This is a genomic window from Hymenobacter profundi (assembly GCF_019334315.1).
Lineage (GTDB): Bacteria > Bacteroidota > Bacteroidia > Cytophagales > Hymenobacteraceae > Hymenobacter > Hymenobacter profundi.
In genome coordinates this window covers 1-4,859 of record NZ_JAHWGL010000173.1, presented here as the reverse complement: position 1 = coordinate 4,859, position 4,859 = coordinate 1, and the positions used below count along the sequence as shown (strand labels likewise).

General features: G+C 58.7%; 4 protein-coding genes. All 4 read left to right on the top strand.

Going from position 1 to position 4,859, the window contains the following annotated elements:
• Positions 1–336: 336 nt before the first annotated feature.
• Positions 337–750, top strand: a complete 414-nt coding sequence (locus KYK14_RS21495; protein ID WP_185282169.1) for a BlaI/MecI/CopY family transcriptional regulator — start codon at positions 337–339, stop codon at positions 748–750.
• Positions 728–2,203 carry a TonB family protein gene (locus tag KYK14_RS21490; protein WP_185282168.1) on the top strand — a complete coding sequence of 492 codons (1,476 nt, stop codon included), beginning with the start codon at positions 728–730 and terminating at the stop codon, positions 2,201–2,203. The genes KYK14_RS21495 and KYK14_RS21490 overlap by 23 nt, the downstream gene beginning before the upstream one ends.
• A gap of 53 nt (positions 2,204–2,256) precedes the next feature.
• The gene (locus tag KYK14_RS21485) at positions 2,257–3,573 is read left to right on the top strand and encodes a M56 family metallopeptidase (protein WP_185282167.1); all 1,317 of its coding nucleotides are present in this window, start codon (positions 2,257–2,259) and stop codon (positions 3,571–3,573) included.
• Between the two features lie 126 nt (positions 3,574–3,699).
• Entirely contained in the window at positions 3,700–4,686 is a 987-nt protein-coding gene (locus KYK14_RS21480; RefSeq protein WP_219161713.1) for a hypothetical protein, read from the top strand.
• Positions 4,687–4,859 lie beyond the last annotated feature (173 nt).

Below are 4,859 nucleotides of genomic sequence, written 5' to 3'. Positions count from 1 at the left end.
CGGCGCCCAAAAGATTCGATTTCGTAGTGGTAAGTCAGAACCACGGATTTGCTCGGATTTTTCGGATGACACGGATTCTGTGAACGATTCACGCCAACCACATCTCGACGCTACACAGTGGATTGTCACAAAACATAGAGAGCTACCTGATTTGGATAGCCCTCTATGTTTGAAATCGTCTACAAAATCCGTGTCATCCGAAAAATCCGAGCGAAACCGTGATCCGAAATCCGTGTCATCCGTCAAATCCGAGCGAATCCGTGATTCAGATTTATCTAAAGATTTAGTTGTATAACTAAAATATTAGTTATACCTTACTCTCCTTAACCACTACTTATGGAAAATCTACCCGAACTCACCCGCGCCGAGGAGCAAGTCATGCAAGTGCTGTGGCAGCGGGGGCCGTCGTTTGTGAAGGACATGCTGCCGGAGCTGCCCACTCCTACCCCCGCCTACACCACGGTGTCCACTATCATCCGCATTCTGGAGCAGAAGGGCTTTGTGGGGCACGAGGCCTTTGGGCGCACGCACCGCTACTATGCCCTGGTAGCACAGGATGCCTACCGGCGCTTCTCGCTCACCAAGCTGCTGGGCGGCTACTTCGGCGGGTCGTTCAGCCGGTTGGTCAGCTTCTTTGCCCAGGAGGAAAACCTGGATGCCCGCCAGCTCGACGAGCTGCTGCGCCACGCCCAGCAGGACCTCCCCCCTACCCCAGCCGACTCGCAAGATGACGACGCCCCAACTGCTTAATTGGCTTCTGCTGAGCACGCTCACGCTGGGCGCGCTGTGGCTGCTCTACCACCTGGCCCTGCGCCGCGAGCGGTGCTTCCAGTACAACCGCGTCCTGCTACTGCTAGCTCCGCCGCTGGCGGCGCTGTTGCCTCTCGTGCATTTGCCCGCCGCCTGGCTTCCGGCAACTCCCACGGCCCAGGCGCCCCTACGTCTGCTGCTTCCAACCGTGACGGTAGGCGCTTCGGCTACCAGTGCGCCCGCTGTGCCGCTGCTGTTCTGGGTGCTGCTACTGTATGGCGCCGGGGTAGCACTGTTGCTGGGTAGGCTAAGCTGGCAATTACTGATACTTTGGCGCTGCACGCGCACGCTCCCCGCCGAGCAACACGCAGGCTACACGCTGTACCGCACCGGCGGCCAGCGGCCTACCGGCTCCTTCGGTCGCGCCGTGTACTGGGACGATACCGCGCCGCTCACTGCCGCCGAAGCCGCCCAGGTGCTGCGCCACGAGCTGGTGCACGTGCGCCAGCACCACACCCTCGACCGGCTCTGGCTGCGCGTGTGGCAGGCCGTACTCTGGCCCAACCTCTTCGTGCACCTGCTGCCCCGCGCCCTCGACCTCACCCACGAGTACCTCGCCGATGCCGCTGCGGCGCCTTCTACTGCTACCGATTATATCCGGCTACTTGCCCGCCAAGCCTCCGGCTGGCTGGGGCAGGCGCCTACCCTTGCGCATTCTTTCTTTTCATCTTCCACCTTAACTCGTATTGCCATGCTGAACCGTTCGTCGTCTGTACCCCGCCGCTGGAAGCAGTGGCTGGCGCTGCCCGTGTGTGCCGGGCTGCTGTTTGTGGTGGCTTGTGAGAAGAATACGCCGGCTGATGAAGTTGCGGCGCCGCACGTGCAGGAAAGTAAAGAGACTTCTTCTTTAGAGATTCAGAAAGTACCTGGTTCATCCAAGTTCATCCTTCTAGCAGATGGCAAGCAAGTGGGCGGAGAATATACCAAGGACGAGGTCGTACCAGCTTTGCGGCGCTACCGCTCGTCAATGTCCGTTTCTTCCCGGCCACCGGGTATTATCACACCGGATGGAGTATACCGCTACGCGCAACAAATGCCGGAATACCCAGGCGGTATGAGCGCGCTTTTACAGCATATCGGCAAAAGTATCCATTACCCGGCCGAGGCGAGAGCACAGCATATAGAGGGCAAAGTATTCGTCAGATTCACGGTCACCAAAGACGGTAGTATAGACGATGTACAGCTCATGAAAGGGATTCAGCAAAAATTAACTATTAAGCCAGCAAAAGGCGAAGCTCCTTTGGTAACTACTGTTACCACACCACCTATGCTAGCTATGAATGAGGAAGCGTTGCGTGTGGTTCGCGAACTACCTCGCTGGACACCTGGCACGCACAATGGTCAACCTGTGGATGTGTCCTTCACTGTTCCTGTTACCTACGCCTTGCACTAGCTGACCTACTAGTTCTACTACACTATATCCATCCACCTATTTCTTCATTCCTAATGGCTACTCTTCTACTTCACTGGCTTTGGATGAGCACACTGATTCTCGGTGCCCTCTGGCTGTTCTACCACGTTGGGATGCGGCGCGAACAAAGCTTCCGCTACAACCGGATGCTGTTGGTGCTGGCACCACTGCTGGCCGCCGTGCTGCCGCTGCTCCCCTTACCCGCCCTGGAACTGGCTACCCCAGTTATGGTGCAACAGCCATTGCAGTTCCTGTTGCCTGAGGCAACGGCCAACGCGGAGGCCAGCCATCCGGCGGCTACTGCCATTCCGTGGCTGGTGCTCTGCTACGGCATAGGGGTAGTGCTGCTGCTGGCGCGGCTGGGCGGGCAGCTCTGGCAGCTGTGGCGCTTTGCTCGGTTGCTACCCGTAGAGCGGCACGAGGACTATACCCTGCGGCGTACCGGTGGCCAGCGTCCTACCAGCTCGTTCGGCCGCACGGTGTTCTGGGACGACTCCCTACCCCTCACCTCCGCCGAAGGCCGGCAAATACTGGCCCACGAGCTGGCCCACGTGCGCCAGCACCATACCCTCGACCGTCTCTGGCTGCGCGTGTGGCAAGCCATACTTTGGCCCAACCCCTTTGTACACCTGCTGCCGAACGCGCTGCACCTCACCCACGAGTACCTCGCCGACGAAGCCGCCGCTGCTACCTCGCCCGCCGACTATGTTGGGTTGCTGGCTCGGCAAGCCACGCGCTGGCTGGGACAGACGCCTACCCTTGCTCATTCTTTCTTTTCATCCTCCACCTTAACCCGTATTGCTATGCTGAACCGTCCGTCCGTTACCCGCCGCTGGAAGCAGTGGCTGGCCCTACCCCTTGGCTGCGTCCTGCTAGGCGTAGTAGCCTGTGAGAAAAATACGCCGGCTGATGACGCTGCGCTTTCGCAGACTTCCGGGCAGGCTTCGTCTATGCCTGCGCCGCCCCTGCCCGCCCCGCCGCCGCCACCTGCTTTTAACGCAAAAGGTGAACGGATTTACGCCTACGTTGAGCAAATGCCGGAGCCTCCGGGCGGCATGGGTGGCTTATTGAAATATATAGGCGAAAACATGCAATACCCGGCTAGCGCTAAAGCGGCGCAGCTAGAGGGAATGTCATTCGTCAGCTTTACCGTCAACAAGGAAGGCGATATAGAAGACGTGTACCTTCGAAAAGGTATTTCCTCTCCCGAACACGAAGCAGCAGCGCAGGCGATGAACGACGAAGCCTTGCGCGTCGTCAAAGAACTGCCTCGCTGGACACCCGGCAAGCAAAAAGGGCAACCTGTGAATGTGTCCTTTACGATTCCGATCAGCTACGCTTTGAAGAAGTAGTACTTTGCCCGCTACCCTAGCCGCACAGCAGGGGTAGCGGGCAAAGTTTATTCGTGGCTTCCCGGAACGTCCTTTCAGCCCGGCGCGTATCTTTAGCTTCCACATCAACTGAGGACTCGCGCGTTCGTGGCATCTATCCGGCTTTTCTTTCTTTCTCCTACCCACTTATGCTGTTGGGTAGTATGGTTGCTGCTGAGTAGTAGTTGCTCGTCGCCGCAGGAGAAGTCCCGGCAGCCCAGCGCCGCCGAGCTGGCGCTAGCTCGGCAGCAGCAGCTACACCAAGACTCCCTACAGGCCGATTCTGTTGCCAAAGTGCACGGCGAGCTTCCCGGCGCCATTCTACCCGATTCGCGCATTGTGGCCTACTATGGCAACCCGTTGCACAAAAGCATGGGCATTTTGGGGCAGTACCCGCAGGATGAGATGCTACGCCGCCTCAGCGAGCAGATAGAAGAGTGGGAAGCCGCCGACCCCAAGCGCCCCGTGCGCCCGGCCCTGCACCTCACGGCCATCATCGCCCAGCGCGACTCCGGCGCCGATGGCAAGTACCGCGCGTCTCTACCCGACAGCACTATCCAGCGCATGATTGCGCTGGGCCGCCAGCAGCATGCGCTGGTATTTCTGGATGTGCAAGTAGGCCTGAGCACGCTGCCCGAGGAGCTGCCCCGCTTGGCGCCCTACCTGCGCCTACCCTTCGTGCACCTGGGCATCGACCCGGAGTTTTCGATGAAATCGGGCCGGCGGCCGGGTACGGAGGTGGGCGAGTTTGATGCCCAGGACGTGAACTACGCCCGCCGCTTTCTGGCCGATATCGTGAGCGAATACCAGCTGCCGCCCAAGGTGCTGGTGGTGCACCGCTTCCGCCAGGATATGGTCACCAACTACCAGGACATCAAAACCGACCCGCGCGTGCAGATTGTGATGGACATGGACGGCTGGGGCACGCCCAAAATCAAGCGCGGCTCCTACCGCAAGTTCATCAAGCAGCAACCCGTGGAGTTTGCCGGCTTCAAACTGTTCTACAAAAACGACCGGCGCCCCGGCTCCCGCCTCATGACCCCCGCTGAGGTAGCCGCCCTGGACCCCAAGCCGCTGTATATTCAGTATCAATAAATGGTGAAGTTGTGAGTTTGTGAAGTTGTGAATAGTCTGTCATCCTGAACGCAGTGAAGGACCTTCTCACGAGAGAACGAGTCGTTAATACGATTGTCGTTCACACGTGAGAAGGTCCTTCACTGCGTTCAGGATGACAGACTATTCACAACTTCACAAACTCACAACTTCAC

Excerpts from the sequence above, each read along its gene's own strand:
- KYK14_RS21495 (WP_185282169.1), top strand. The coding sequence starts at position 337 with ATGGAAAATCTACCCGAACTCACCCGCGCCGAGGAGCAAGTCATGCAA.
- KYK14_RS21490 (WP_185282168.1), top strand. The coding sequence starts at position 728 with ATGACGACGCCCCAACTGCTTAATTGGCTTCTGCTGAGCACGCTCACG.
- KYK14_RS21485 (WP_185282167.1), top strand. The coding sequence starts at position 2,257 with ATGGCTACTCTTCTACTTCACTGGCTTTGGATGAGCACACTGATTCTC.